The 22,526-nt window shown below is 66.2% G+C and carries 22 protein-coding genes; 3 read left to right on the top strand and 19 right to left on the bottom strand.

The genetic code is table 11. The features are described 5' to 3' along the window. Positions 1 to 152: 152 nt before the first annotated feature. The 4 genes from ACQR07_RS28470 to ACQR07_RS28455 form a co-directional block, all read right to left on the bottom strand. Positions 153 to 857: a hypothetical protein gene (locus tag ACQR07_RS28470; protein ID WP_434905404.1), complete on the bottom strand. Its 705-nt coding sequence runs from the start codon at positions 855 to 857 to the stop codon at positions 153 to 155. Between the two features lie 170 nt (positions 858 to 1,027). Further along, positions 1,028 to 1,525, bottom strand: a complete 498-nt coding sequence (lspA, locus tag ACQR07_RS28465) for a signal peptidase II (RefSeq protein WP_434905403.1) — start codon at positions 1,523 to 1,525, stop codon at positions 1,028 to 1,030. Between the two features lie 192 nt (positions 1,526 to 1,717). Then, the gene (gene ileS, locus ACQR07_RS28460; protein WP_434905402.1) at positions 1,718 to 4,732 is read right to left on the bottom strand and encodes an isoleucine--tRNA ligase; all 3,015 of its coding nucleotides are present in this window, start codon (positions 4,730 to 4,732) and stop codon (positions 1,718 to 1,720) included. A gap of 210 nt (positions 4,733 to 4,942) precedes the next feature. After that, positions 4,943 to 5,923, bottom strand: coding sequence for a bifunctional riboflavin kinase/FAD synthetase (locus ACQR07_RS28455; RefSeq protein WP_434905401.1), 981 nt, complete (start codon positions 5,921 to 5,923; stop codon positions 4,943 to 4,945). A 270-nt stretch (positions 5,924 to 6,193) separates the two neighbouring features. Here ACQR07_RS28455 and ACQR07_RS28450 point away from each other — a divergent pair, with 270 nt between their 5' ends. Continuing rightward, positions 6,194 to 6,589, top strand: a complete 396-nt coding sequence (locus tag ACQR07_RS28450) for a response regulator (RefSeq protein ID WP_434869381.1) — start codon at positions 6,194 to 6,196, stop codon at positions 6,587 to 6,589. Between the two features lie 68 nt (positions 6,590 to 6,657). On the opposite strand, the gene ACQR07_RS28445 is transcribed toward ACQR07_RS28450, so the two are convergent. From ACQR07_RS28445 to ACQR07_RS28435, 3 genes are all read right to left on the bottom strand, one after another. Further along, positions 6,658 to 7,512, bottom strand: a complete 855-nt coding sequence (locus ACQR07_RS28445) for a TIGR01459 family HAD-type hydrolase (RefSeq protein WP_434905400.1) — start codon at positions 7,510 to 7,512, stop codon at positions 6,658 to 6,660. A 15-nt stretch (positions 7,513 to 7,527) separates the two neighbouring features. Further along, entirely contained in the window at positions 7,528 to 9,150 is a 1,623-nt protein-coding gene (locus ACQR07_RS28440; protein WP_434905399.1) for an EAL domain-containing protein, read from the bottom strand. A 353-nt stretch (positions 9,151 to 9,503) separates the two neighbouring features. Then, the gene (locus tag ACQR07_RS28435; RefSeq protein WP_434905398.1) at positions 9,504 to 10,055 is read right to left on the bottom strand and encodes a phage holin family protein; all 552 of its coding nucleotides are present in this window, start codon (positions 10,053 to 10,055) and stop codon (positions 9,504 to 9,506) included. Between the two features lie 221 nt (positions 10,056 to 10,276). On the opposite strand from ACQR07_RS28435, the gene ACQR07_RS28430 reads away from it, so the two are divergent. Next, entirely contained in the window at positions 10,277 to 10,537 is a 261-nt protein-coding gene (locus ACQR07_RS28430) for a hypothetical protein (RefSeq protein WP_434905397.1), read from the top strand. Positions 10,538 to 10,681: 144 nt separating this feature from the next. Here the strand turns inward: ACQR07_RS28430 and ACQR07_RS28425 are convergent, their stop codons facing one another. From ACQR07_RS28425 to uvrC, 8 genes are all read right to left on the bottom strand, one after another. Continuing rightward, on the bottom strand, positions 10,682 to 11,461 hold the full coding sequence (locus tag ACQR07_RS28425; RefSeq protein WP_434905396.1) for a class I SAM-dependent methyltransferase: 780 nt from the start codon (positions 11,459 to 11,461) through the stop codon (positions 10,682 to 10,684). Positions 11,462 to 11,674: 213 nt separating this feature from the next. Beyond that, positions 11,675 to 13,018 carry an aspartate aminotransferase family protein gene (locus ACQR07_RS28420; RefSeq protein ID WP_434905395.1) on the bottom strand — a complete coding sequence of 448 codons (1,344 nt, stop codon included), beginning with the start codon at positions 13,016 to 13,018 and terminating at the stop codon, positions 11,675 to 11,677. 295 nt (positions 13,019 to 13,313) lie between these two features. After that, complete coding sequence (prmB, locus tag ACQR07_RS28415; RefSeq protein WP_434905394.1) at positions 13,314 to 14,279, bottom strand: 50S ribosomal protein L3 N(5)-glutamine methyltransferase; 966 nt, start codon at positions 14,277 to 14,279, stop codon at positions 13,314 to 13,316. Next, positions 14,279 to 14,743 (bottom strand): molybdenum cofactor biosynthesis protein MoaE, encoded by a 465-nt coding sequence (locus tag ACQR07_RS28410; protein WP_434905393.1) that lies wholly within the window; start codon positions 14,741 to 14,743, stop codon positions 14,279 to 14,281. The genes prmB and ACQR07_RS28410 overlap by 1 nt, the downstream gene beginning before the upstream one ends. Before the next feature lie 18 nt (positions 14,744 to 14,761). Next, on the bottom strand, positions 14,762 to 15,013 hold the full coding sequence (gene moaD, locus ACQR07_RS28405) for a molybdopterin converting factor subunit 1 (RefSeq protein ID WP_434905392.1): 252 nt from the start codon (positions 15,011 to 15,013) through the stop codon (positions 14,762 to 14,764). Then, positions 15,010 to 15,627, bottom strand: coding sequence for a CDP-diacylglycerol--glycerol-3-phosphate 3-phosphatidyltransferase (gene pgsA / locus ACQR07_RS28400; protein ID WP_434905391.1), 618 nt, complete (start codon positions 15,625 to 15,627; stop codon positions 15,010 to 15,012). The genes moaD and pgsA overlap by 4 nt, the downstream gene beginning before the upstream one ends. Before the next feature lie 261 nt (positions 15,628 to 15,888). Continuing rightward, positions 15,889 to 16,224 carry a GIY-YIG nuclease family protein gene (locus ACQR07_RS28395; protein WP_434905390.1) on the bottom strand — a complete coding sequence of 112 codons (336 nt, stop codon included), beginning with the start codon at positions 16,222 to 16,224 and terminating at the stop codon, positions 15,889 to 15,891. A 323-nt stretch (positions 16,225 to 16,547) separates the two neighbouring features. Beyond that, entirely contained in the window at positions 16,548 to 18,611 is a 2,064-nt protein-coding gene (gene uvrC, locus ACQR07_RS28390) for an excinuclease ABC subunit UvrC (RefSeq protein WP_434905389.1), read from the bottom strand. 255 nt (positions 18,612 to 18,866) lie between these two features. Here uvrC and ACQR07_RS28385 point away from each other — a divergent pair, with 255 nt between their 5' ends. Further along, positions 18,867 to 19,502, top strand: coding sequence for an outer membrane protein (locus tag ACQR07_RS28385; protein WP_434905388.1), 636 nt, complete (start codon positions 18,867 to 18,869; stop codon positions 19,500 to 19,502). A gap of 297 nt (positions 19,503 to 19,799) precedes the next feature. Here the strand turns inward: ACQR07_RS28385 and ACQR07_RS28380 are convergent, their stop codons facing one another. The 4 genes from ACQR07_RS28380 to ACQR07_RS28365 form a co-directional block, all read right to left on the bottom strand. Next, positions 19,800 to 20,015 (bottom strand): cold-shock protein, encoded by a 216-nt coding sequence (locus ACQR07_RS28380; RefSeq protein WP_006612991.1) that lies wholly within the window; start codon positions 20,013 to 20,015, stop codon positions 19,800 to 19,802. Positions 20,016 to 20,267: 252 nt separating this feature from the next. Then, positions 20,268 to 21,128 (bottom strand): 23S rRNA (adenine(2030)-N(6))-methyltransferase RlmJ, encoded by an 861-nt coding sequence (locus ACQR07_RS28375; protein WP_434905387.1) that lies wholly within the window; start codon positions 21,126 to 21,128, stop codon positions 20,268 to 20,270. Positions 21,129 to 21,206: 78 nt separating this feature from the next. Next, positions 21,207 to 21,896, bottom strand: coding sequence for a ribonuclease T2 family protein (locus ACQR07_RS28370; RefSeq protein ID WP_434905386.1), 690 nt, complete (start codon positions 21,894 to 21,896; stop codon positions 21,207 to 21,209). Between the two features lie 120 nt (positions 21,897 to 22,016). Beyond that, complete coding sequence (locus ACQR07_RS28365; protein ID WP_434905385.1) at positions 22,017 to 22,481, bottom strand: hypothetical protein; 465 nt, start codon at positions 22,479 to 22,481, stop codon at positions 22,017 to 22,019. Between the last annotated feature and the right edge of the window lie 45 nt (positions 22,482 to 22,526).

Below are 22,526 nucleotides of genomic sequence, written 5' to 3'. Positions count from 1 at the left end.
GTGATGCGCCTCCAGGGAGTAGCATCATGCTCTCGTCTTCTGCTGGAGCATGGCGGTTTCGGAAAGCCGGTTCCGACTTTTCCGGATCATGATCTCCGATCCGCTAACGCTGCCGCAGCGGACGATCCAGGTGAACAGCGGCCGGACGAGCGTCACCGTTCCTTGCCGGTCAGAACGTCGAACTGCTTGCCCCCCACTGGCTGCATGGTACCGCCAGTGCCATAGATCTGATTCGGCGACGGTGTCTGGTAGCCGGCGGGCGGTTGGACCAGGCTCTCGCGCGGCGGTTCGCTGGTGAAGGTGGCGACTTCCTTGTCGTTGCCGCCCTTGAACAGGCCGAACAGGGTCCCCTTAAATCCGAGCTGGGACGGGCTGAGCGTCGGGTTGTTGGGGGTGACGCCCGGCTGCTTCGTGTCGGTCGTCTTCGAAGACGCGACCCGGCCCGCCTTGAGCTCGGCCGGGGTCAGCAGCCGCGACGCCGCGACCGGGTCCTTGTTGTCCTTCTTGCGCGCGGCAGCGGCAGCGCGGCGCTGCTGCTCGTCGGGATCCCTCGGCCAGTTCGGCGCCTCGGCCTTTTCGGTGCCCGCCGGCGGCGGCAGATCGAGCTTGGGCGGCACGACCAGCGGCGAGCGCTCGCGGTAATTGATGGTCGGCGTCTCCATGTTGGTGCCGCCGAGGCCGCGCATCAGATTGTCGATGATCTTCTCTTCGAAGGTCTTGTCGTCCTCTTCGCCGTCCTCGGCACGGGCGACGCCGCCCGCCATGATCAGGCCGATGCCGAGCGCGACGGCGGACAGCCGCAGGGTTCGGAGGGCTACGTGGGTCACGATCCGGCCGCTGACATCGGTCTTGCGCATGGCTTTCCTGTCCTCGCTCGTCCAGTGCTCGTGTTCCGATCGGCGGCTTTCGATCCCACCGATTTCAGGCCCGCGCCCAGCGCGCCGTCGGGGGCTTGGCGCCGATCGCCAAAACGTGAACAACCTCAGGCTCTTGGCCGCAGATCGACAGCTGTCCGTATCGACCCCGATCAGGGCGCTTTTGCGGCATGGCTGCCGAAGAAGGAGTCATACAGCAGGCCCGCCACCCCGGCAACGATGGCCACGTCGGCCAGGTTGAAGATGTACCAGTTGTAGACGGTGCCGCCGACCTCGATGTGGAACAGCGCGAAGTCGACCACCGCGCCATAGGCCAGCCGGTCGATGCCATTGCCGATGGCGCCGCCGATGATCAGGCCGAGCGCCGCCGTCGCCAGCTTGGTCTCCGACCTGATCATCCAGATCGCCAGCGCCACCACCGCCACGACCTTCACCGCCATCAGCCCATATTGCGCCAGCGGACTGTCGTTCTGCAGCCAGCCGAAGCTGATGCCGATGTTCCAGGCGAGCACGAGGTCGAAGAACGGCGTGACCTTGACCGTGCCGCGGTTGGGCAGGTCGAAGCCGAACAGCAGCCACAGCTTGGAGACCTGGTCGAGCACCAGCGTGACGAGACCGGCGACGAGGCCGAGGCGGAGGCGGGGGGTCATTGCAAAGAGGCGATCATGCCGGGATGCCGGCGTTAAACACAGCTGTCGTCCCGGCGAACGCCGGGACCCATACCGCGTGATGCGTGTTGGCGGAGAAGGTCTGGGTCATCTTTCTTCGTCACCACCAAGGCCGGGGGCTATGGGTCCCGGCGTTCGCCGGGACGACATTTTTGAGTGTGGCGCGATCGCGCATCACACTCCCACTCCCAGCGCCTTCCACTCACGCAGCGCCTGCGCGTCGCGCGGGGAGACGTCGGGGTATTCGGCGTCCTCGCCGACGCTCTCCAGGATCTTCCAGGAGCGGGCGCACTTTTTACCCACCGCTTTTTCCACGACCACCGCGACACCCGGCACCGCATCGAGCCGGAACGCGTCGGCCGGCGCGTCGCCCTCGCGGACCTCGTAGTTCGAGGTGATGCAGACCTCGGCGAGATCCGTGTCGAACAGCGTGCCGAGCAGCGCGCGGTCGGCGACATAGATGACCGGCGACGCCTCGAGCGAGGAGCCGATGGTCTTGGCGGCACGCGCCAACTCCAGCGCGCCGGTGACGACGCGGCGGACGTTGCGGATGGTCTCCCATTTCGCGGCGAGCGCATCGTCGCGATAGCCGTCCATCGTGTCCGGGAACAGCGTCAGGTGCACCGACGGCTCGGCGTCGGGACGGTACATCCGCCACGCCTCGTCTGTCGTGAACGACAGCACCGGCGCCAGCCATTTCAGGATGGCGTCGCAGATCAGGTCGATCGCGGTCAGCGCCGCCTTGCGCGCCACCGAGGACGGCGGGTCGCAATACAGCGTGTCCTTGCGGATGTCGAAATAGAACGCCGACAGCTCGGTGTTCATGAACGCCGCGAGGCTCGCGATGACCGTCTTGTAGTCGAACGCGGCATAGGCGCGGCGGATCACCTCCGCCTGCTGGCTCAGCTGATGCAGCATCAGCCGCTCCAGCTCCGGCATCTCGGCGAACGCCACCGCGTCGCTGCGCTTGTAGTGGCCGAGCGAGCCGAGCATCCAGCGGATGGTGTTGCGCAGCTTGCGATAGGTTTCGATGGTGTTCTTCAGGATCTCCGGGCCGATGCGCTGGTCGTCGGCGTAGTCGGTGGCGCAGACCCACAGGCGCAGGATGTCGGCGCCGGAGTCCTTGATCACCTTCTGCGGCTCGACGGTGTTGCCGAGCGACTTCGACATCTTGCGGCCGTTCTCGTCGAGCGTGAAGCCGTGCGTCAGCACGACGTCATACGGCGCGCGGCCGCGCGTGCCGCAGCTCTCCAGCAGCGACGAGTGGAACCAGCCGCGATGCTGGTCCGAGCCTTCCAGATACATCACCGTATCCCGGCCGCCGTCGACCTTGCGCTTGATGCCGGCGAGGCCGGGGAAGTGCACGGGGTCCTCGAGCACGAACGCATGGGTCGAGCCGGAGTCGAACCAGACGTCGCAGATGTCGTCGACCTTCTTCCAGTCCTCGTTGGCCTTGGGGCCGAGGAAACGTTCGCGCGCACCGTCGGCGTACCAGGCGTCGGCGCCTTCCTTGGCGAAGGCATCGGTGATGCGGTCGTTGACCGTCTCGTCCTGCAGGATTTCGGCGGAGCCGTCACCCTTCTCGCGGACAAACACGGCGATCGGCACGCCCCAGGCGCGCTGGCGCGAGATCACCCAGTCCGGCCGGTTGGCGATCATGCCGTTGATGCGGTTCTGGCCGGCGGCCGGCACCCATTGCGTGACCGAGATCGCGCGCAGCGCGCGGGCGCGCAAGGTGTCGCCGGACTTGGCTTTCCCATCGTCCGCGATGTCCTTGTCCATCGCGATGAACCATTGCGGCGTGTTGCGGAAGATCACCGGCTTCTTGGAGCGCCAGGAATGCGGGTATTGATGCTTCAGCCGGCCGCGCGCGAGCAACTGGTTGGCGTCGGTCAGCGCCTTGATGACGGCCTCGTTGGCGTCGCCCTTCTCGCCCTTGTCGTTGATGACGCGCTTGCCGGTGAAGCCCGGGGCGTGATCGGTCAGCGCGCCGTTCTCGTCGACGGTGTAGGGGATCGTGGTCGCGATGCCCCTGCCGTCGAGTTCGCGCGCATTGGCCATCCATACGTCGAAGTCCTCGCGGCCGTGGCCGGGCGCGGTGTGCACGAAGCCGGTGCCGGTGTCGTCGGTGACGTGGTCGCCTGACAGCAGCGGCACGACGAAATTGTAGCCGCCGGCGAGACCCTTGAATGGATGCGCGCATTCGACCGCATCGAGTGTGTCGCCGGGGATGTCGCGCAGCTTGGTGTAGCTCGTCACGCGCGCCTGCTTGAACACGCTCTCGGCAAGAGCATCGGCGAGGATCAGCTTGTCGCCGGTCTTGGCCCAATTGTCGGCCGGCGCGTCGGTGACCTCGTAAAGGCCATAGGCGATCTTCGGCGAGAACGAGATGGCGCGGTTGCCGGGCAGGGTCCAGGGCGTGGTGGTCCAGATCACCACGGAAGCACTCGCGAGCGCGCCGTGCGCCGGCGAGGTCACCGGAAACTTTACCCACACCGTGTCGGACTGATAGTCCTCGTACTCGACCTCGGCCTCGGCCAGCGCGGTCTTCTCGACCACGCTCCACATCACCGGCTTGGAGCCGCGATACAGCGTACCGTTGGCGGCGAACTTCATCAGCTCGCGGGCGATCTGCGCCTCGGCCGGATAGGTCATGGTGGCGTAGGGATGATCCCAATCGCCGATCACGCCGAGGCGCTTGAACTCCTCGCGCTGCACGTTGAGCCAATGCTCGGCATAGGCGCGGCACTCCTTGCGGAACGCGACCATGGCGGCGCTATCGCGGAAGTCGGGCTTGGTCTTGCCCTTCTTGCGATAGTTCTCCTCCTCGATCTTCCACTCGATCGGCAGGCCGTGGCAATCCCAGCCGGGCACGTAGTTGGAATCGTGGCCGAGCATCTGCTGGCTCTTGGTCACGACGTCCTTGAGGATCTTGTTCAGCGAATGCCCGATGTGGATGTTGCCGTTGGCATAGGGCGGGCCGTCATGCAGGACGAATTTCGGTCTGTGCTTGGCGGTCTCGCGCAGCTTGCCGTAGAGGTCGATGTCGCTCCAGTACTTCAGGAGCTCCGGCTCGCGCTGCGGCAGGCCGGCGCGCATCGGGAATTCCGTCTGCGGCAGATAGAGGGTTTTCGAATAATCGTTTGCGTCGGCCTTTTGGGCGTCGGATTTTTGCGGCTTCTCGGACATCGTGATCTGGCTTGCTGAGCTAAAGAGGGCGCGGGGGCGCGATTGGAATCGCGGGCGGCGGAACGAGCAGAGACATCCCGGTCTTGCGCCGAGCTCGAAAAGCTCAGGCGGAAGCCGGGCCGCTAATGCCGATGGTGCGCCGTATCAACATGGGGCTCCCTCTTAGCAGGGGGCCTGCGGAATCGCAAAGCGATCCTGCGGTCGCACGGACTAGCCGATTTCGCCGAGCCGGGGGAAGAGGCCGGGATTGGCCGCCAGCAGGGCCCGCGCCTGGGCGCTGTCGTCGTCCATCTGCCGGATCAGGGCCTCGATCGAGGAGAATTTGGCCTCCTCGCGGATGAAGCCGATGAAGGCGACATCCAGCACCTCGCCATACAGGCTGTCCTTGAAGTCGAAAAGGAAGGTTTCGAGCAGCGGCGCGCCGTTGTCGAAGGTCGGGCGGCGGCCGAAATTGGCGACGCCGTCGATCAGCACCCGGTTCGCCCCGCGGCCGCGGCCGACCCGGACGGCATAGATGCCGTGGCGCAGCCCGCAATCGCGGTCGAGCCGCATGTTGGCGGTGGGGTAGCCGAGGTCGCGGCCGCGCTTCTCGCCGTGGATCACTTCCGACGACACGAACCAGGGGCCGCCGAGCATGGCCGTGGCTTCCGCAACCTGGCCCTCGGCCAGCGCCATCCGGATCGCGGTCGAGGACACTGGCCGCTCGTCGATGTCGACATGGGCCTGGACGTCGACCTCGATGCCGAGCTTGGGCGCCTCGCTGGCGAGCAGGCTGGGCGAGCCGACGCGGCCCTTGCCGAAATGAAAGTCGTAGCCGACGGCAATCCCGGACACGCCGAGCCGGCCGATCAGGTCATGGTGAATGAAGTCCTGCGCCGAGGTCTGGGCGCGGCCCTTGTCGAAGGTCATCACGACGGCGCCGGTGAGCCCGGTTCCCGCCAGCAGCCGCAGCTTGGCAGTCTCGTCGGTCAGCCGGAACTGCGGCGTGCTCGGGCTGAAGAAGCGCCGCGGATGCGGCTCGAAGGTCAGCGCCAGCGCCGGCCGGCCATGGGCCCGGCCCATCTCGATGGCCGCCTCGATCACGGCCCGGTGGCCGAGATGGACGCCGTCGAAATTGCCCATCGCCACCACCGCGCCCTTCAGGATGTCCGACGGCGGGGTGGAATCGCGGATCACGGTGAAAGCAGACATGTTACGGAAATATCTCGCAGATTTCTCAAGACCGGCAACCGGCCCGTGTTGCCCCTGACCGTGTGCGGCCGGCCCCGTGAAGTCAAGCCAAAGGGGCGCCTCGCCGCATGCAGCGCAGCAATAGCGACATGCGGCCGCAGCGCAGTTAACGCGCTGTTTAACGGCTGATGCTACTTCTGGACGCGGATGGCGGAGGTCGTTCCGACCTGAGCCGAAAAGAGCGTTTTGGGTAACAGTCTGCGCGTCGTGTTCGCGTGTGGGGGAGTCAAGATGGCGGTTGATTTGACGATGTCGGTGCTGGTCGTCGACGATTACAGCACCATGATCCGAATCATCAGGAATCTTCTGAAGCAGATCGGCTTCGAGCACATCGACGATGCGAGCGACGGCTCCATGGCGCTCAACAAGATGCGCGCCAAGAAGTACGGCCTCGTGATCTCCGACTGGAACATGGAGCCGATGACCGGCTACGACCTGCTCCGCGAGGTCCGCGCCGATCCGAACCTGGCGACCACGCCCTTCATCATGATCACGGCGGAATCCAAGACCGAGAACGTGATCGCGGCCAAGAAGGCCGGCGTCAACAACTACATCGTCAAGCCGTTCAACGCTGCGACCTTGAAGACCAAGATCGACGCGGTGTTCCCGGACATGGCGACGGCCTGACCGGCCGCACATCGCCTCTCGAAAAAAATACGCCCGGCACTGCCGGGCGTTTTCATTTCAGGGCTTCGTCACCACTTCAATTCGCGCATCAGCGCGCGCGGCGGGTGGCCGAACAGCTCCTTGACCGACGCCGGATCGAGCTGGTCGACGCCGGCGAATTCCTCGGAATGGATGCCGCGGGTGACGAACAGGCAGTCGATGCCGAAGCCGTGCGCGCCGGCGAGATCGGTGCGGACGGAATCCCCGATCGCCAGCACCTGGTCGCGGGCGACCGCATGGCCCGCATGCTGCTCGGCCAGCGCCATGGCCCGTTCGTAGATCGGCCGGTGCGGCTTGCCGTAGAAGATCACCTCGCCGCCGAGCTCGCGGTAGAGTTCTGCGATGGCCCCGGCGCAATAGATCAGCCGGTCGCCACGCTCCACCACGATGTCCGGGTTGGCGCAGATCAGCGGCAGCTTGCGCGCCAGCGCTTGCAGCAGCATCGGACGGTAGTCCTCGGCCGTCTCGGTCTCGTCGTCGTAGAGGCCGGTGCAGATGATGTAGGACGCGTCCTCCAGCGGAGACAGCGTCACGTCGAGGCCGCGATAGATCGAATTGTCGCGCTCGGGGCCGAGCCAGAACACCTTGCCGCCGGGATGATCGGCGACGTAGTGGCGGGTCAGGTCGCCGGAGGAGACGATGGCGCTGTAGACCTCGTCCGCGACGCCGAGCTTGCGCAATTGCCGCTGCACCGAATCCGCCGGCCGCGGCGCATTGGTGATCAGGATGACCGTACCGCCCTGGCTTCGAAACCGGTGCAGCGCCTCGCAGGCCTCGGGGAAGGATTCCAGCCCGTTATGGACCACGCCCCAGATGTCGCTCAGCACGACCTGCTTGCGGCCGACGAGATCGCGCAGCCGCTCTTCGAAGTGCAGGGCCGTCATGACAGGCGTCGCGGATCAGACCGGCCCGGCGACGCGGCGGGCCAGCGCAGCGTTGCCGACGCTGCGCGGTGCGCTGGCGGAGGAGGCATCGGATGCATGGGGACCGGCGGCATTGGGATCCTGAATCTTGATGTCCTGCCCGCCTCCGGGCGAGGGCGCGGCGGTCCCGCCGGTAGCAGATGGGCCATCGGGCCGCAATGGCCGCGGCGGAGCGAACAGGAAGCCCTGGCCGAAGCGGACGTCGTAATCGAGCAGGTCGATGACGCTGCGCTCGCCCTCGATGCGCTCGGCGATCAGGTCGATGCCGAAGCGGCCGAGCAGGTCGGACAGGTCGGTCGGATGGATGTCGGAGACCGAGCCCTGCCGGGGATCGAGCAGCAGCGCGGCGGGCACCTTGATGAAGCGGACGCCGCGGTCGGCGAGCTCGCGCGGCTCGAACCTGAGGTCGGTGACGTGATCGATCGAGAAGCGGTAGCCGCGCTGGGCTAGCGCGGCGAGATGCTCGGTCTCGGTCGGCCCGAGGCCGCGCAGGGTCGCCTGCTTGAACTCAAGCACGAACGAGGGCGCAAGCGCGCGGTTGGCCTCGAGGAAGTCCAGGCAGTGCGAGAAGTTCGACGGGCTGCTCAAGGTCGCGGCCGAGACGTTGCAGAAGATCCCGACCTCCTTGTTGCGCACCATCAGCCGGCGCAGCACCTGCACGCAGCGGAGCATCACCATGTGGTCGATACGCCCGACCAGGCCGGCGGCCTCGGCCGTGCCGATGAAGTCCTCCGCCGCGAGCACCTGGTCGCGGTCGTCACGCAGCCGGGTCACCGCCTCGTAGAACCGCACCTTGCGTTGCGGCAGCGTCACCAGCGGCTGCAGATAGATGTCGAGGCGGTTCTCCTCGATCGCGCCCTTCACTGCGGCCAGGATCTGCGGCTGGCTGCGCGGAACCGCCGGGGCGGCAGCGGGCGCTGAGGCCGTGATGACCGGCGCCGGAGAGAAGCCCGCATTCAACGCCCCCGCACCCGCCTGACCGACGGGCGGCAAAGCGGGGCTCATGGACATCGTCGGCCCGGGGGCGATGGCGGCGCTGGTCGTCGGCGCCGGAGCGGGCCTCGGTTCGGGGACCTTGATGTCCGGGACCTGCGGCGCCGCAGCCTTGATCTCCGGCGGTGCGATCGGCGCCACGGGCGCCTGCGCCGGGCGTGCGGGTTCAACAGCCGCAGCCGTTGTTGGCTGGGCGGGGATCGCCGCGATCAGATCCTCATGCTGCGCCACCGTCACGGCGAGCTGCTTCATCAATCCGCCGAGCTCGTTGATCTCGCCGATGACACCCTGCAGGCGGTCGGCGCTGACCGAGTTGGACGAGACCACGCGGCCTTCAATGGCGGACAGCCTGCGACCGAACTCGGCGACCTGGCGTGCGAGATCGGCGGTGCCGCGCGACAGATCGGCGATCTGGCTGCCGACGTCGGAGCGGTCGCGCAGGCGCATCGAGACGGCGTTGTAGAGGATGAGGAAGGTGAGGGCGGCCAGCGCCACGATCGCTGATTCCGAGCCGCTGATGCCGGCCATCGAATACAGGATCAGGCCGAGCGACGCTGCGACCAGAACCATGCAGATGGCGATGAAAATCGTGGAGATACGAATCATTCGGCGCGACGCTCCCAACCAACGCAACCTTAGCACTTCTGTTGATTCGCGAGGATAGTCGGCAGGATTCAAATACCGGGACAGGCCGACGAATTCCCTGCCGCGTGTCATTTACGCAATTTCATGCGGACAGGCGGAGTGTCATCGTACTTTATCGATCCCGTATAACAACGGATGGGTCTCGCCCCTCAGACACGTTTGGACATGAGGGATGCGCGGACGATCTTGGAGGGCAGGCGCGAGCTGATCAGCACGTGCCGGAGGCCGTGCGTGGCCTTCGAACGGCTGTTCGCGGAGACCTTGATGTCACGGTTCGATGAGCGTCGAACTGAGGCGCCGCTGTCAGGCCGGCTTTACGCCTCGGCGTCGCGGCGGTGACGCCGGCGCAGCGCTGCGACCCCGACCAGGAGGGCGGCGACGGCCACGCCGACCGGGATATTGACGCGACCGAGTCCGCCATTGTTGTGCGCCGCCGTCGGCGCGAGAGGAATCGTGTCGGGATCGATCTGATCGGCGTCGGGTTCCCGAGCCACCGGCGCGGCGATCGCCACGCGCAGCCGGCTGCCGAGCGAGGGATAATGCGGTGCTGGACTGCGCAGCTTCATCGCCGCGACGACGGCGCAGATCACCGCCACTCCAACCAGGATGCCGCCGACGACGGCGAACGCGGTGAACAGGCCGTAGGTCATCTCCACCCAGCGGAACAGCGCCGTCAGTCCAACGATGCAGGCCGCGATCAGGAAAATGCCCGCCGTCGCGAACAGGCCCGCAGCTACGGCATAAGATGTCACCGTGCCCGTGGCCTGCCGCGCGCGGTCGCGCATGTAGGCTTGCGTGGCGCGCCTGACGCGGTTCAGCCTCTGCTCGAGCCCCAGCCGCAACAGCTCTCCCGGCGGTGCAAGCATGTGCGTCCTCCAAAGATCATGTGCCGCACGCGAACCGCCGGCTCGCGAATTGAACGTGGAGGATTTGCGAAGGTTCCCGAGTCGTGGCCGGTCCGGATTGGTGATGCTTGCCAGTGGAAGGCCAGCGCAACCAACCTCGTGGAGGTGCCCCCGCCCGTAATGGCAATCTGTACCGAGTGGAGTTTTTGGATTTCCCGTATTAGAATCGGTCGAGGTGAGCCATGTCGATCCGACCTGCCACCGCCAAGCCCGGCTACACTGCCGGCGTGATCCAGAGGCTCGCAAGGACCAACAAGGTCACGGCCGTTACGTCCGCGAATGATGTGTTCACCCATCACGTCACGCGCCTTTCCGGCGATCACGTCATTTTCGATCCAATCGAGAACACCATCGTAGCTTTGCAGAGGGCGGGCATTCTCGATCGCGTTCAGGCGGTCCGGCTTCACGCCCGCTACTTGCGCGAAGTCGTCCGTGACCTTTGATTCTTCCGCATCTCGCGATGGAGTGGCTCCGTCTACCAGGAGGCTTTGCGACGGCCGTTAAGATGAAGGAACTTCGCTGTTGGGGCGCCGCGCGATCGATCCGTCAAGGGCGGCGGCAGCGACCCAACCGACAGACGCTCGCCATCAAGCCCGCCGCGCCGAGATCAAGGAATGCTCTATCTCATCGTCGAACAGGCCATTAGCAGAGAGCCGCGACAGCCGCGCGCGCAGGTCCATCTCGAAATTCGCGGCATTGTCGCCGAGAATGGCCCGCGACGCGAATGACGTCGAATACAGGTAGCCGATGAGACTGTCCGTTGTCCAAACATAGGACTGAACGAAGGTCGCTTCCGTGAGCGCCCGGAAGGGGGTCTGTTCGAGGCACTCTTGATGCAACGGCCGCGCTGAATAGGTTCCGGCGCCGGCTCGCCGCTCATGGCCCAGCCAGCGCTTGATGGTGTCGAGCACGACGCCCTTCCATTCGAACTCCCGCCCGGACCAGAAGCTGCCGGGGGACAGGATGACGATCGCACCGTCGGGCTCGATCAATCTGTCGAGACGCCGCGCAACCGCAATGCGGTCGGTCCAATGAAACGACGCTCCAAATGCGGCGAGGCGTAGCGGGCCGATCGCATCGGGGATCGTCTCGGCACGACCAGGCATGAAGGTGATCGATGCGATCCGCTCGACGGCGGCCGTTGTCTTCGCCGCGGCCAGCATCTCGGCGTCCGGGTCCATGGCGACAGTCTGAGAGAACCGCTTGGCCAGTCCAACGAACACGTGCCCGGTGCCGCATCCGCAGTCGAGCAGCCGTCCGGTGCCGTCGAGCCTGTGCTGGGTGACGATCCAGTCGAACACGTCTTGCGGATAGGGCGGACGAAAGCGTCGATAGTGGTCTGCAGTGCCGGCAAACAAATCGGTCATGATGTCTCGCCGCGGTCATCGATCGTCAGCTCGGGCCGTCATATCCAGAAGTCGTGCCCGGGTGCCAGAGGTGTCGAGCCTCCCGCCCGCAATGAATCAAGCAGCGCAAGCGCCGGTTCCGGGGCGGCGTCCGAGAGCGATGGTTGCGAGGACAAAAAAATGGCGGCCACGCGAGCCGCCATTTTCGTTGGTGCAATCCAATCGCCGCTTTGCTTACGCCACGGCCTTGATGACCTTGCCGACCTTGTCGATGATCTCGCCGATCTGGTCCTCGTTGATGATCAGCGGCGGGGTCAGGGCCAGGGTGTCGCCGGCGATGCGCAGCATCAGGTCGGTGTTGTGGAAGGCGTGCTCCATCGCGGAGTAGCCGCGCTTGCCGACGGCGTCGGGGAGCGACGCGAGGTCGATGCCGGCGGTGAGACCCACCGTGCGGATGTCGAGCACGTTGGGCAGGCCCTTCAGCGACATCACGGCGTCGGCGAACTTCGGCTCGATGCCGCGGGCATGCTCGAACAGCTTCTCATCGCGATAGATGTCGAGCGTGGCGAGGCCGGCGGCGCAGGCGATCGGATGCGCCGAGTAGGTGTAGCCGTGGGTGAACTCGACCAGATGCTCCGGGCCGCTCATGAACGCGTCATGAATGGTGTCGCGCACCAGCACGCCGCCCATCGGGGCGGCACCATTGGTGACGCCCTTGGCGAAGGTGAGCAGGTCGGGCGTCACGCCGTAGCGCTCGGCGGCGAAGGCGTGGCCGAGGCGGCCGAAGCCGGTGATGACCTCGTCGAAAATCAGCAGGATGCCGTGCTTCTGGGTGATCTCACGCAGCTTCTTGAGATAGCCCTTCGGCGCCGGGATCACGCCGGTCGAGCCGGCCATCGGCTCGACGATGACGGCGGCGATGGTGTTGGCGCCATGCAGCGCAACCAGGTTCTCCAGCTCGTCGGCGAAATGCGCGCCGTATTCCGGCTCGCCCTTGGTGAAGGCCTGCTTCTCGCGGTCATAGGTCGCCGGAATGTGGTCGACGCCGGTCAAGAGGGTGCCGAACAGCTTGCGGTTGTTGACGATGCCGCCGACCGAGGTGCCGCCGAAGCCGACGCCGTGATAGCCGCGAACGCGGCCGATCAGGCGGGTGCGGCTGCCCTGGCCGTTGATCTGGTGGTAGGCGAGCGCCATCTTCAGCGCGGTGTCCGCCGCCTCCGAGCCGGAGTTGCAGAAGAACACGTGGTCGAGACCGGCGGGAGCGAGGTCGGCGATGCGGTTCGCCAGTTCGAACGCCTGGGGAATGCCGAACTGGAACGGCGGCGCGTAGTCGAGCGCGGCGGCCTGCTTGCCGATGGCTTCTGCGATCTGGCTGCGGCCGTGGCCGGCGTTGCAGCACCACATGCCGGCGGCGGCGTCGATGATCTTGCGGCCGTCGACGGTGATGTAGTGCATGCCTTCTGCGCCGGCGAGCAGCCGCGGATTCTTCTTGAACGCGCGGTTCGCGGTGAACGGCATCCAATGCGCGGCAAGATCGTTGGGGACGGTGACGGCGGGGCGGGGGCTCTTGTCCAGCATGGGGACCTCTCGGGGCGGTTGAGGCAGGTTGTGCGACGGCGGCAGCATGATCCGGAAAAGTGGCGAACCGGTTGCCAGAACAGCTCGCCGAACGGATCGTGCCTGAGGGGCCTGAATGCGCGCGCCGACGTCGTCAGCCGATGATCCGGGCCGGCGGCAAGCTATCAGTTTCGCGGACGGACGGAAACGTCAAAGGTCCCGGCGTTCCCGCTGCCCTGGTGAGCGGTTTCTGCACAGCAGCAGTGAAGGGTGCCGGATATTGGAAGTCGCTGCGTCAATTCGCGCCGACGCGCCGTCAGACCAGATCGCGCGCGGTGATCCAGAACACCTCGCCCTCGGAGTCCTCGGTGTCGAGCCACAGCAGCGGCAGGTCCGGGTAGGCGGCTTCGATCTGCGGACGGTCGCGGCCGACCTCGCACAGCAGGCCGCCCTCGGCGGTCAGATGGTCGCGGGCCTGGCTGAGGATGCGGTGGATGATGTCGAGCCCGTCGTCGCCGCCGTCGAAGGCGAGCGCGGGCTCGGCACGGCATTCCCTGGGCAGCGCCGCCATGCCCTCGGCATCGACGTAAGGTGGATTGGTGATGATCAGGTCATAGCGGCGCTGGCTGAGCGGCGCGAACAGGTCACCGCGGTGCAGCGAAAGGCGCTCGGCGAGGTCGTAGTCGGCGACGTTCTTCGCGGCGACCGCGAGCGCGTCCTTGGAGATGTCGACGGCGTCGATCACGGCGTTGGGGAAGTGGCGGCTGGCCAGGATCGCGAGGCACCCCGAGCCGGTGCAGAGGTCGAGCACGCTGTCGACCGCAAGGGGATCGTCGATCAGCGAAGTGCCGTCGCCCTCGGCGCCGCCGAAATGCGTCTCCAGGAGCTCGCCGATGAACGACCGCGGCACGATGACGCGCTCGTCGACATAGAACGGCAGGCCGCGCATGTAGACCTTGTTGACCAGATAGGCCGCCGGCTTGCGCGTGGTGATTCGGGCCGTGACCAGGTCGAGAATCTGCTTGCCCTCGGCGGCGGTGACCCGGGCCGTGACGAAGGTTTCGAACTGGTCGGGGCGCAGATGCAGGGCTTCGCCGATCAGGAAGGCGGCCTCCGAGACCGGATCGGTGGTGCCGTGCGCGAACACCAGCTCGGCGTCCTGGAAGCGGCTCACCGCGTAGCGCAGGTAGTCGAGCAGGGTGACCAGCTCGCCGGCATTGACCTTCGGCAGCTTCGGCGGGGCCGCCTTGCGCGGCGCAGCCGCCTTCGCTTTCTTCGTCATCACTTTGTCCAGCGCGCCGCGGCGGCATCGTCGTGGCTCTTGGCCTCGACCCAGCTGCCGCCGTCGTCGGTTTCCTCGCGCTTCCAGAACGGCGCGTTGGTCTTGAGATAGTCCATCAGGAATTCGGCCGCCTCGAACGCCGCCCTTCGGTGGCTCGACGCTGTCACGACCAGCACGATGTTCTCGCCGGGCGTGATGCGGCCGAAGCGGTGGATCACGGTGAGGCCCTGCAGCGGCCAGCGCGCCATCGCCTGCTCGGCATGGCGCATGATCTCGGCTTCCGCCATGCCCGGATAATGTTCGAGCGTCAGGGCTGAGATCGGCGTGTCGTGGTCGTTGCCGCGGCACAGGCCCGAGAAGCTGACGATTGCGCCGATGTCGCTGCGGCCATGGCTGAGCGCCGCGATCTCGGCGGCGGTGTCGAAATCCTCGCGCTGCACGCGCACGGTGACGATCGCGGTCATGGATGGTCTTCTGTGGCTTCAGCCGCCGGTCATCGGCGGGAAGAACGCAATCTCGCGGGCGCCGGCGATGGCGGCATCCGCCTGCACATGGGACTGGTCGATCGCGGCGCGGATCACCTTCGGCTTCTCGAACGCATAGGCGTAGCCCTCGCCGCGCTCGGTCAGCCAGGCGATCAGCTCGCCCACGGTGCGCACGCTCTCGGGCGGCTCGACCGTCTCCTCGGCCTTGCCGATGCGCTCGCGCACCCAGGCGAAATACTTCACCTTCATCGCGAGTCTTCCTCGATGAGGTGGTGGATGCCGGAGCGGAAATAGTCGTAGCCGGTGTAGATCGTGAAGATCGCCGAGGTCCACAGCAGCACGATGCCGATCATCGTCACCACCGGGACCAGCTGGTCGCCGGCCTCGCCGGCCAGCAGGAAGCCGATCGCGATCAGCTGCATCGTGGTCTTCCACTTCGCGAGCTTGGTCACGGGCACGCTGACCCGGAGCGCGGCGAGATATTCGCGCAGGCCCGAGACCAGGATCTCGCGGCACAGGATCACGATCGCCGCCCACAGCGTCCAGCCATGGATGCTGTTGTCGGCGGCCAGCATCAGCAGGCAGGAGGCGACCAGCAGCTTGTCGGCAATCGGGTCGAGCATGCGGCCGAACGCCGATTGCTGGTTCCAGATGCGGGCGTAGTAGCCGTCGAGGTAATCAGTGACGCCGGCGGCAATGAACACGGCCACTGCGACCCAGCGCAGCCACAGCGGATAATCCATGATGGACTGCGCGTAGATGCAGCCGACAACGACCGGTATCGCGGCGATGCGCGTATAGGTCAGGATGTTCGGCAGGGACGTCGACGTCTTGCTGGGCACGCGTGTGGTCGCAATATTCATCCGGTGTACCAATACTGCCGCCGTTCGAACGTCAACCTCCGAGCCGATCAGCCTGGGCAGGATGACGCAGATATGACGCTGTTCGCAACGAAGTCTTTGCGCAGATGGGAACTCTCCTGCCGGGAGCAAGAAGAGCGCTAACGCTTCCTTAAGCAACGATACGTGCTCGCGCCAGTGCCGAGATCGGCGGGCGGCGCTGCATGGCCGGCCGATCATATTGCGACGCAATGACAGATGCGCGATGGACGGTCGTGAATGGGCTCAGATCGCCTCCGCGTTGTGGACCGCGCACCAATGCGCCTGGCGCTCCGCGAACAGGCGGTCGCGGACATAGGCCAGCGCCTCCTGGTCGAAGGTCTCGATGACCTCCAGGCTGAACGCGCTCTCGCCATGGGCGGTCCAGGCCGCCTGCAGTCCGCCGCGGCGGTGGCCGCCCTGGCGCAGGGTGAACCAGAGGCGGTTCTGGATCTTGTCGAGGTCGGGTGCAGAGCCGATCCAGCGCGCACCGGTGGCCGCGCAGGTCACCGCGTAGATGCCGGCCGGCGTCTTGCGCTCCTTGTAGGCGGCGACGGCCGCCTTGCGCTGATCGGGGGTCATGGGAGGCTCCTGAATTTCGCCCGGGTCTATATTGGATATTTGTGTCCGGGTAAAATACTTTCTGCGTGCGGTCTGCGCCGCCCTTTTGGGGAGCCCGATCAGGCCCACCGCTCTCCGTCATTCCGGGGCGCGCGCAGCGCGAGCCCGGAATCCATAACCACGATCATCAATTTTGGAGCGAGATGCCGCTACGGCCTGTCCCATCCCCCACGCCTGCCTGTGGCTATGGATTCCGGGCTCGCGCTGCGCGCGCCCCGGAATGACAGCGTGGAGAGAGCAGGGCCCAAGCTGTACCCGGGAAGCCGGTTGGTCGTCCGGTCCCCTCAACCCGCGTTGCTGTGGAAGTACTCGAAGATCTTGCGCGCGCTCTCGGCGCTCACGCCGGGGACCTTGCCGAGGTCGGCGATCGAGGCGCGCTCGATTTCCTTCAGGGTGCCGAAATGGTGCAGCAGCGCGCGCTTGCGCGACGGGCCGATGCCGGGGATCTCCTGCAGGCCGGCTTCGCGGATGTCCTTCTTGCGCAGCTTGCGGTGCGAGCCGATGACGAAGCGGTGCGCCTCGTCGCGCAGGCGCTGGATGAAATACAGCACGGGGTCGCGCGGCTCGAGCTTGATTGCTTCGCGCTCGGGAATGAACAGCGTCTCGCGGCCGGCGTCGCGGTCCGGGCCCTTGGCGACCGACATCAGCGCCACCTTGGTGACGCCGAGCTCGGTGAAGATCTCGCGGACGGCATTGAGCTGGCCGCGGCCGCCGTCGATGATGACGAGATCGGGCCATTGCGGCACGTCGTCCTCCTTCGCCGCGCGCGCGAGGTCTTTTTCCGAGGGCGCGACCAGCCGCTTGAAGCGGCGCTGCAGCACCTCCTTCATCATCGCGTAGTCGTCGCCGGGCGTGAGCCCTTCCGACTTGATGTTGAACTTGCGGTACTGGTTCTTCATGAAGCCGTCGGGGCCGGCGACGATCATCGCGCCGACCGCGTTGGTGCCCTGGATGTGGCTGTTGTCGTAGACCTCGATGCGCTTCGGCGTCTGCGGCAGGCCGAGCGTCGTCGTCATCGCCTCCAGCAGCCGGCTCTGCGTCGCGGTGTCCGCGAGCTTGCGGCCGAGCGCCTCGCGCGCATTGGTCAGCGCGTGCGTGACGAGGTCCTTCTTCTCGCCGCGCTTCGGGCAGGACACCTCGACCTTGTGGCCGGCCTTCACGCACAGCGCCTCGGCGAGCAGCTCGGCTTCTTCGATCTCGTGCGACAGCAGGATCAGCTTCGGCGGCGGCTTGTCGTCGTAGAACTGCGACAGGAAGGCGGACAGCACCTCCTCCGGCAGGTAGCTCTTCTCCGCGCGCGGAAAATAGGCGCGGTTGCCCCAGTTCTGGCCGGTGCGGAAGAAGAAAACTTCGACGCAGGAGAAGCCGCCTTCCTGATGGATGGCGAACACGTCGGCCTCTTCGACCGTGCGCGGGTTGATGCCCTGCTGCGAGGAGATCGCCGACAGCGCCGCGAGGCGGTCGCGATAGACCGCGGCGGTCTCGAATTCGAGCTCGCCGGACGCCTTCTCCATCTCTGTCGCGAGCAGCGCCTTCACCGCCTGGCTGCGGCCGGACAGGAAGTCGGTCGCCTCGCGCACCAGCTCGGTATAGCCGGGGAAGTCGATCTCCTGGGTGCACGGACCGGCGCAACGGCGGATCTGGTGCAGCAGGCAGGGACGGGTGCGGCTCTCGAAGAACGAATCGGTGCAGGAGCGGATCAGGAAGGCGCGTTGCAGCGCCGTGATGGTGCGGTTGACCGCGCCGGCCGAGGCGAACGGGCCGAAATAGCGGCCGGGCCGCGATTGCGCGCCGCGATGCTTGAGGATCTGCGGCGCCCAATGGTCGCCGGTGATGAGGATGTAGGGGAACGACTTGTCGTCGCGCAGCTGCACGTTGAAGCGCGGCTTGAGCTGCTTGATGAGGTTTGCTTCCAGCAGCAGCGCCTCGGTCTCCGTACCGGTCGAGACGATTTCGACGGTCACGGTGGCGGCAATCATGCGCAGGATGCGCGCCGGCAATGGCGCATTGGCGCGCGCATAGGACGACAGGCGCTTTTTGACGTTCTTGGCCTTGCCGACATAGAGCACGTCATGCGCCGCATTGAGCATGCGGTAGACGCCGGGCGAGGTCGGCGCCAGCCGCACCGCGTTCTCGATCGCGGCATGGCCGATCGCGAGCGGGCCTTCGCCGACCGCCTCCGCGCTCTCCTCGGTCAGCTCCGGCAGGCGGCCGTCATCATCCTCGTCCGTCGCGGCGGCAGGATCCAGATCGGGCGTGTCGATGGCCTCGGGTGGCAGGTCGGCCCCGGCGCCACGCCGGCTTGCGGGCGCTGGCGCCTTGGGTGGATCGGAGCTGTGGGTGGTCATGTCCGACAAATTAAGCGCTGCGGCGCCGTCCCGCCAGCATGCGCTGGCGCCATGCACAGGGCAGGGCAGACAAGGGGGGCGGTAACGCTTCGTTAAGCACATTAATCGATCGCTAACCGGGCTTAACAACGGCTTAACCTAAAACTCTCGATAAATGCTCACGAAAAAAGACGGAGTTCCGTAACCATTCCGGCCCGCGCAGCGCATCGCGCGGCGCAGGTCCGGCTGGCAGCGGCGAGTGCGTGGGAGTGAGCGATGAACAGGTTCTTGGTCGGTGCTGCCGCCGCGGCGGGCTTGGGCGCAGCGGCTCTCGGATCGGTGGCGGCGCAGGCGGCCGATCTCGGCTACGGGCGCCAGGCGCCCTATACGGTGAACCAGCCCCTCAACGCCTACAGCTGGGCCGGCCCCTATCTCGGCGGCACGCTGGGCTATGAATGGGGCACGGTCGGCAACAACCCGACCAAGCCGTCCGGCCTCACCGGCGGCATCACCGCCGGCTACAATTGGCAGAACGGCCCGTGGGTGTTCGGCGCCGAGGGCGACTTCAACCTGACCGGCGCCAACGACACCTTCGCGCCGTGGAAGTTCTCGAACCCCTGGTTCGGCACCTTGCGCGGCCGCGCCGGCTACGCCTTCAACAACATCCTGTTCTACGGCACCGGCGGTCTCGCCTTCGGCTCGCTGCGCGCCGAGACGTTCGGTCTGTCGGAATCGCACACGACTGTCGGCTGGACGCTCGGTGTCGGCACCGAGTTCGGCCTGGCACAGAACTGGAGCGCCAAGATCGAGTATCTCTATGTCGATCTCGACAGCAGCAATTTCGTGATCACGGGGGCGAAGAACGACTATCGGTCTGGATTGATCCGTGCAGGCATCAACTTCCACTTCTGATAGCAACAAAAATTAGGAAGAAGAAACGTCGAACGACGACCTTCCGGCCGCTCACGCGGCCGGAATTTTTTTGTCGTGACGAGTCGCGCGACCTGACGTGACGAGCCGACGCGACAAGCTGACCTCACAAGCTGACCGGGAGGCGTGCGCCATCACGCGCAGGACGCGCGCGCCGATCAGCAAAGGCTGAGCACGCGAGCCGACTGCGCTGCCGGCAGCTTCCAAACCACTCAGTGAATGACGTCGGCACGCCCGCTGGAGCAAGTCACGCTGCTGCGTGCCTTCCGCGGGCTCGCGCTATGACGACAGGACCAGGTTCACCGCCTTCGGGCCTTTGCCCTTCTTGTCCGGCTCGACCTCGAAGCTGATACGCTGTCCCTCGGTCAGATCCTTCAAGCCCGCGCGCTCCACCGCCGTGATGTGCACGAACACGTCGCGTCCACCGTCGTCCGGCTTGATGAAGCCGTAGCCGCGCTCACCATTGAAGAACTTGACTGTCCCAGTCATGGCCATCGGGAAACTCCTCCCCCGCAATGCTTCCTCCACTGCGCGCCCTGCGCAGCGTCCGACCGGTCATCACTTCAATCGGAAAGCGTTGGCCACCTTAACGCCCAGCGCTCGCCACGCCGGATCGTCGGATCTTGTTAGGCCTTGATCACCCCGCCGCAACCATTCGCGGAAGCGGAACGTAAAGCCAGTCTTACAGTCAGACACAATAATACGGTTCCGCGCCGATTGACTACGGCTTTTCGATGCGCGCCCGCTTCAAGCTTTGGGGATGTCCAGCCTGAAGCGTGCAGTGCCGCCCTGACCGAGCGGCCGCTGCAGTTCCTGCAGGATGAGCTTGAGCTCATCATGCAATGTCCACGGCGGGTTGACGATCAGGAGCCCGGTCGAGGTCAGCGCCTCGCCTTCGATCTGGGGGGCGACGCTGAACTCGACCCGCAGCACCTTGCCCGGCGGCTTCGCTGCAGCGGCGAGATGCGCGACGCGATCGGCCAGATCCTCGGTCGCACGGCGGCTCTTGGCCGGATACCAGAGCACGTAGATACCGGTCGGCCACTTCGCATAGGCGGCAGCGAACCGCTCGGCGAGCCGCTCGAACTCGTCCTTCGCCTCGAAGGCCGGATCGATCAGCACCACGCCGCGCCGCTCGTTCGGCGGCACGAAGGCGGGCAGGGCGACCCAGCCGTCGAGATCGACGACGCGGGCCTGCGTATCGCGGCGCAGCGCGTCGATCAGTTGTTTGCGCGGCACCGGGGCGAGCTCGCACAGGGTCATGCGGTCCTGCGGCCGCAGCAGCGCCCGCGCGATCAGGGGCGAGCCGGGATAGGCGACCAGCTCGGCGGTCGGGTTGAACGACCGGACGATGTCGAGATAGGGCGCGATCAGCGCGTAGGCCTGGTCCGACAGCCGCGCCTGCAGCAGCCGGGCGATGCCGGTGAGAAACTCGCCGCTGCGGGTCGCCTCGTCGCCGGTCAGATCGTACAGCCCGGCGCCGGCATGCGTATCGATGACGCGAAACGCCGCCGGCTTGTCCTGCAGGTAGACCAGGATGCGCGTCAGCACGATGTGCTTGATGACGTCGGCGAAGCCGCCGGCGTGAAAGGCGTGTCGGTAGTTCATACCGCAGGGGTTACGCCGTTCCGCGACAAAAGGGTACCCCGTCGTGCGGTCGCGCGGGCGGCCGCCGGGCCCGCGGCGCTAGCCGCCGCGCACCGGCGGCATGTTGATCTCGTCGCGCCGGCAGGCCTGGCGATCGACCTCGTCGCAGCTGCGGAACTCGAGGTCCTTGGACAGGCAGATCCGCACCTCGCTCAGCCGGGTGCGGTTGCAGGTGACGGCGATGGCCGATGTCGTCAGCTTGGGGTTGACCTTAATGAAGGCCTCCTCGATGGCGGCCGGCGACGCGGTCTTGGCCGGCGACAGATCGAGGAACTCCGGAGGAATCTTGACCGCGGCGCGGGCCTTGCGGATGGCCTCGAAATAGGCTTTCGCCGACAGGCCCGAGCAGGTGCCGTGCTTGTCCCACTCGTTGTAGATCAGCCCCGGCGCCGGCATCAGGTCGAGCATCGAGGTCATGATGTTGCGCGGCAGGCGCGGCGAAGGCTGCTCGCAATATTCAGGATAGCCGTTTTCATATTGCGGCCACAGCCCGTGCACGACGAAGGAATAGGGTCGGCCGCTGCATTGCTGCGAGCCCCGGCCGCGACCACCGCGCTCCTCGGCCTCGGCGCAGAAGGACGGCGACCAGGACAGAGACAGGACATAGAAGTCGAACGCGCCCGGCGCGTTCTGGCGGCGGTCCTGCGCCCCGGCGGGCGCGCACAGCAGCAGGGCGAAACCGGCGATCGCGGTGACAATGGCGGCAGGTCGGCGCAGGCAATCGAACATGGCAAACTCCCCGGACAATGCCAGGAACTTAGCAGTCGGCCGGAACATTACAAGAACAAAAACGGCTGCCCGGAGGCAGCCGATAACCGAAGATCAGGAATTCGCCGTGTGACGGCCGAATCAGGGCTTGGCGGCGCGGCAGGCCGGATTGAAGGCCCAGTTGCGGTCGAGCCCGACCACGCAGAACTCGACGCCCTGGTCGTAGCCGGCGAAGCCGCCATCCTCGATGATGGAGTAGTTGACGGTGCGGACCTTGCCGTCGCTGACCATGACGCTGCCGGTGCAGTAGCGGCGCGGGATGTTGTCGGACTGCCAGGGCCGGAAGGCGATCTCGCGGACATTGGCGATGCCGGTGATCGTCAGCGACGAATTCCAGAAGGTGCTCTCCTTCTCCTGGAAGCGCGACACGATGGTCGGCACGGCGGCCTCGCAGGGCGCGACCCGGCCCTCATATTTCGGACCCGACAGCCAGAAGTTCATTTCCAGCGGGTTGGCGGCGTGGGCCGGCGCGGTGGCGACGAGAGCCGCGAGCAGCGCGCCGCAAGCAGCGCCGAGCGTCTTGATAGGGTTGCCGAAGTCGCGCATGGGCCGTCCGCAAGGTCTGATCCGGGAACGTGGACCGTGCCGCGG

Source organism: Bradyrhizobium sp. HKCCYLS20291 (assembly GCF_051167715.1).
Classification (GTDB): Bacteria; Pseudomonadota; Alphaproteobacteria; order Rhizobiales; family Xanthobacteraceae; genus Bradyrhizobium.
This window is presented reverse-complemented; position numbering and strand designations above follow the sequence as displayed.

Excerpts from the sequence above, each read along its gene's own strand:
- ACQR07_RS28365 (WP_434905385.1), bottom strand. The coding sequence starts at position 22,481 with ATGCGCGACTTCGGCAACCCTATCAAGACGCTCGGCGCTGCTTGCGGC.
- ACQR07_RS28435 (WP_434905398.1), bottom strand. The coding sequence starts at position 10,055 with ATGCTTGCACCGCCGGGAGAGCTGTTGCGGCTGGGGCTCGAGCAGAGG.
- prmB (WP_434905394.1), bottom strand. The coding sequence starts at position 14,279 with ATGACGAAGAAAGCGAAGGCGGCTGCGCCGCGCAAGGCGGCCCCGCCG.
- uvrC (WP_434905389.1), bottom strand. The coding sequence starts at position 18,611 with ATGACCACCCACAGCTCCGATCCACCCAAGGCGCCAGCGCCCGCAAGC.
- ACQR07_RS28395 (WP_434905390.1), bottom strand. The coding sequence starts at position 16,224 with ATGACCCCCGATCAGCGCAAGGCGGCCGTCGCCGCCTACAAGGAGCGC.
- ACQR07_RS28420 (WP_434905395.1), bottom strand. The coding sequence starts at position 13,018 with ATGCTGGACAAGAGCCCCCGCCCCGCCGTCACCGTCCCCAACGATCTT.
- ACQR07_RS28440 (WP_434905399.1), bottom strand. The coding sequence starts at position 9,150 with ATGATTCGTATCTCCACGATTTTCATCGCCATCTGCATGGTTCTGGTC.
- ACQR07_RS28470 (WP_434905404.1), bottom strand. The coding sequence starts at position 857 with ATGCGCAAGACCGATGTCAGCGGCCGGATCGTGACCCACGTAGCCCTC.
- ACQR07_RS28430 (WP_434905397.1), top strand. The coding sequence starts at position 10,277 with ATGTCGATCCGACCTGCCACCGCCAAGCCCGGCTACACTGCCGGCGTG.
- ACQR07_RS28380 (WP_006612991.1), bottom strand. The coding sequence starts at position 20,015 with ATGGCCATGACTGGGACAGTCAAGTTCTTCAATGGTGAGCGCGGCTAC.
- ACQR07_RS28385 (WP_434905388.1), top strand. The coding sequence starts at position 18,867 with ATGAACAGGTTCTTGGTCGGTGCTGCCGCCGCGGCGGGCTTGGGCGCA.
- ACQR07_RS28445 (WP_434905400.1), bottom strand. The coding sequence starts at position 7,512 with ATGACGGCCCTGCACTTCGAAGAGCGGCTGCGCGATCTCGTCGGCCGC.
- pgsA (WP_434905391.1), bottom strand. The coding sequence starts at position 15,627 with ATGAATATTGCGACCACACGCGTGCCCAGCAAGACGTCGACGTCCCTG.
- ACQR07_RS28375 (WP_434905387.1), bottom strand. The coding sequence starts at position 21,128 with ATGAACTACCGACACGCCTTTCACGCCGGCGGCTTCGCCGACGTCATC.
- ACQR07_RS28410 (WP_434905393.1), bottom strand. The coding sequence starts at position 14,743 with ATGACCGCGATCGTCACCGTGCGCGTGCAGCGCGAGGATTTCGACACC.
- lspA (WP_434905403.1), bottom strand. The coding sequence starts at position 1,525 with ATGACCCCCCGCCTCCGCCTCGGCCTCGTCGCCGGTCTCGTCACGCTG.
- ACQR07_RS28450 (WP_434869381.1), top strand. The coding sequence starts at position 6,194 with ATGGCGGTTGATTTGACGATGTCGGTGCTGGTCGTCGACGATTACAGC.
- ACQR07_RS28370 (WP_434905386.1), bottom strand. The coding sequence starts at position 21,896 with ATGTTCGATTGCCTGCGCCGACCTGCCGCCATTGTCACCGCGATCGCC.
- ACQR07_RS28455 (WP_434905401.1), bottom strand. The coding sequence starts at position 5,923 with ATGTCTGCTTTCACCGTGATCCGCGATTCCACCCCGCCGTCGGACATC.
- moaD (WP_434905392.1), bottom strand. The coding sequence starts at position 15,013 with ATGAAGGTGAAGTATTTCGCCTGGGTGCGCGAGCGCATCGGCAAGGCC.
- ACQR07_RS28425 (WP_434905396.1), bottom strand. The coding sequence starts at position 11,461 with ATGACCGATTTGTTTGCCGGCACTGCAGACCACTATCGACGCTTTCGT.
- ileS (WP_434905402.1), bottom strand. The coding sequence starts at position 4,732 with ATGTCCGAGAAGCCGCAAAAATCCGACGCCCAAAAGGCCGACGCAAAC.